2 rRNA genes are annotated in these 3,204 nt (G+C 51.1%); both read right to left on the bottom strand.

The features are described 5' to 3' along the window. Positions 1-51: 51 nt before the first annotated feature. Positions 52-164, bottom strand: a 5S ribosomal RNA gene (rrf, locus tag A6733_RS08090). A 41-nt stretch (positions 165-205) separates the two neighbouring features. Beyond that, positions 206-3,095 (bottom strand): 23S ribosomal RNA (locus A6733_RS08085). Positions 3,096-3,204 lie beyond the last annotated feature (109 nt).

The raw sequence follows: 3,204 nt of genomic DNA, 5'->3' as shown, positions 1-3,204 counted from the left end.
ATTGTAGCATTAAAACAAAAGAGGGGCGTAAGCCCCTCCATGCATTAAAAAGTTTCGCGGCGTCCTACTTTCGCTATAGTTAAATAACTATCATCGGCGCTTTGGCGTTTCACTATCCTGTTCGAAATGGGAAGGTGTGGGACCACCACGCTATGACCACGAAACTTAAAAAGAGTAGCAAGCAACACAGAGACACTAACACTATAGGATCAAGCCTCACGGGTAATTAGTACTGGTTAGCTCAACGCATTACTGCGCTTACACACCCAGCCTATCAACGTCTTAGTCTAAAACGACCCTTCAGAGAAAGTCTCCTCTCTGGGATGTCTTATCTCGGGGCAAGCTTCCCGCTTAGATGCTTTCAGCGGTTATCCCTCCCGTACTTAGCTACCCGGCTATGCATCTGGCGATACAACCGGCACACCAGCGGTACGTCCACTCCGGTCCTCTCGTACTAGGAGCAGCCCCCCTCAAACTTCCTTCGCCTACGGCAGATAGGGACCAAACTGTCTCACGACGTTTTAAACCCAGCTCACGTACCACTTTAAATGGCGAACAGCCATACCCTTGGGACCTGCTTCAGCCCCAGGATGTGATGAGCCGACATCGAGGTGCCAAACTCCGCCGTCGATACGAACTCTTGGGCGGAATTAGCCTGTTATCCCCAGAGTACCTTTTATCCGTTGAGCGATGGCCCTTCCATTCAGTACCACCGGATCACTAGGACCTGCTTTCGCACCTGATCGACCTGTCAGTCTCACAGTCAAGCACGCTTACGCCCTTGCACTTTAGGCACGATTTCCGACCGCACCAAGCGTACCTTCGCACTCCTCCGTTACTCTTTGGGAGGAGACCGCCCCAGTCAAACTGCCCACCATGCACTGTCCCCAAACTAGTCAATAGCCCAAGGTTAGAACCTCAAACAAGTCAGAGTGGTATTTCAACATCGACTCCAGCCACACTTGCGCACAGCCTTCCTAGCCTCCCACCTATCCTACACAAACCGGCTCAAAGCTCAGTACAAAGCTACAGTAAAGGTTCATGGGGTCTTTCCGTCTAGCCGCAGGTAGATTGCATCTTCACAACCACTTCAATTTCGCTGAGCCTCAGGAGGAGACAGCGTGGCCATCGTTACGCCATTCGTGCAGGTCGGAACTTACCCGACAAGGAATTTCGCTACCTTAGGACCGTTATAGTTACGGCCGCCGTTTACCGGGGCTTCAATCAAAGGCTCTCACCTCCTCATTTAACCTTCCGGCACCGGGCAGGCGTCACACCCTATACTTCCACTTACGTGTTCGCAGAGTGCTATGTTTTTATTAAACAGTCGCAGCCACCTGGTTATTGCAACCCCTTACGGCTCCAGTCGTTCAACTCTCACCTCCTCGGGGTACACCTTCTCCCTAAGTTACGGTGCTATTTTGCCTAGTTCCTTCTCCTGAGTTCTCTCAATCGCCTTAGAATTCTCTTCCTGCCCACCTGTGTCGGTTTGCGGTACGGTCAACGTTAGATCAACGCTTAGTGGCTTTTCCTGGAAGCTTAGCATCTACCACTTCGTGACCTCTCAGCCACTCGTATTCACCCCTCAGCATCACCAGCCGGATTTCCCTGACTAGCTAACCCTCAAGCTTAAACTGGGTATTCCAACACCCAGATGGTATAGCTTTCTCCGTCCCCACATCACTACTAACATCGGTACGGGAATATTAACCCGTCAACCATCGACTACGCCTCTCAGCCTCGCCTTAGGATCCGACTCACCCTGCGACGATTAACGTCGCGCAGGAAACCTTGGGCTTCCGGCGAGGGGGCCTCTCACCCCCTTCTTCGCTACTCATGTCAGCATTCGCACTTCTGATACCTCCAGCACGCCTCACAGCACACCTTCTTCAGCCTACAGAACGCTCCCCTACCACATGCAGAAATCTCTCCCTGCACACCCACAGCTTCGGTTAATGGTTATAGCCCCCTTACATCTTCCGCGCAGGACGACTCGACCAGTGAGCTATTACGCTTTCTTCAAAGGATGGCTGCTTCTAAGCCAACCTCCTGGCTGTCTCTGCCTTCCCACCTCGTTTCACACTTAACCACTATTCGGGACCTTAGCTGGCGGTCCGGGTTGTTTCCCTCTCGTCCCAGAACGTTAGCACCCTGAGACTGTCTCCTACGCTAAATTATCCGTATTCGGAGTTTGCTATGGCGCAGTAAGTCTCAATGACCCCCACCACCATTACAGTGCTCTACCCCAGATAATCATCACGTAAGGCACTACCTCAATAGTTTTCGGGGAGAACCAGCTATCTCCGGATTTGTTTGGCCTTTCACCCCTATCCACACCTCATCCCCTACTTTTGCAACAGTAGTGGGTTCGGGCCTCCAATTGGCTTTACCCAACCTTCACCCTGGACATGGATAGATCATCCGGTTTCGGGTCTACATCTACAGACTTACGCTCTATTAAAACTCGCTTTCGCTACGCCTACCCATCAGGTTAAGCTCGCCAGTAAATGTAACTCGCTGACCCATTATACAAAAGGTACGCAGTCACCTCTCGGCTCCTACTGTTTGTATGCACGCGGTTTCAGATTCTATTTCACTCCCCTCCCGGGGTTCTTTTCACCTTTCCCTCACGGTACTTGTTCTCTATCGGTCAATCACTAGTATTTAGCCTTGGAGGATGGTCCCCCCATCTTCAAACAGGGTTTCTCGTGCCCCGCCCTACTTGTCGTACGCCCAGTCCCACTCAATAGCTTCCGTATACGGGACTATCACCCCTTATCGCCGATTTTCCCAAATCGTTCTACTCACTATCGCGCTAACTCGTACAGGCTCCTCCCCTTCCGCTCGCCACTACTCAGGGAATCTCAATTGATTTCTTTTCCTCCGGGTACTTAGATGTTTCAGTTCCCCAGGTTCGCTCCAGTATCCTATTTATTCAAACACTGGTGACGCACTCATCGCACGCCGGGTTCCCCCATTCGGACACCCCTGACTCTACGCTCGCTGACAGCTCGCCAAGGTTTTTCGCAGCCTACCACGTCCTTCATCGCCTGTGATTGCCAAGGCATCCACCTCGTGCACTTCCTCACTTGATCCTATAGCCTTAGTATCTCTCTGTGCTTTTATTATTATTATCAATTTAACTTCTTCTCTACCTACTACTCTTCACTTTTTTAAAGATCTCTTAATCCCAGTAAAACCAAA

The sequence above is a fragment of the Candidatus Ichthyocystis sparus genome (assembly GCF_900078745.1).
Taxonomy (GTDB): Bacteria; Pseudomonadota; Gammaproteobacteria; order Burkholderiales; family 2013Ark19i; genus Ichthyocystis; species Ichthyocystis sparus.
This window is presented reverse-complemented; position numbering and strand designations above follow the sequence as displayed.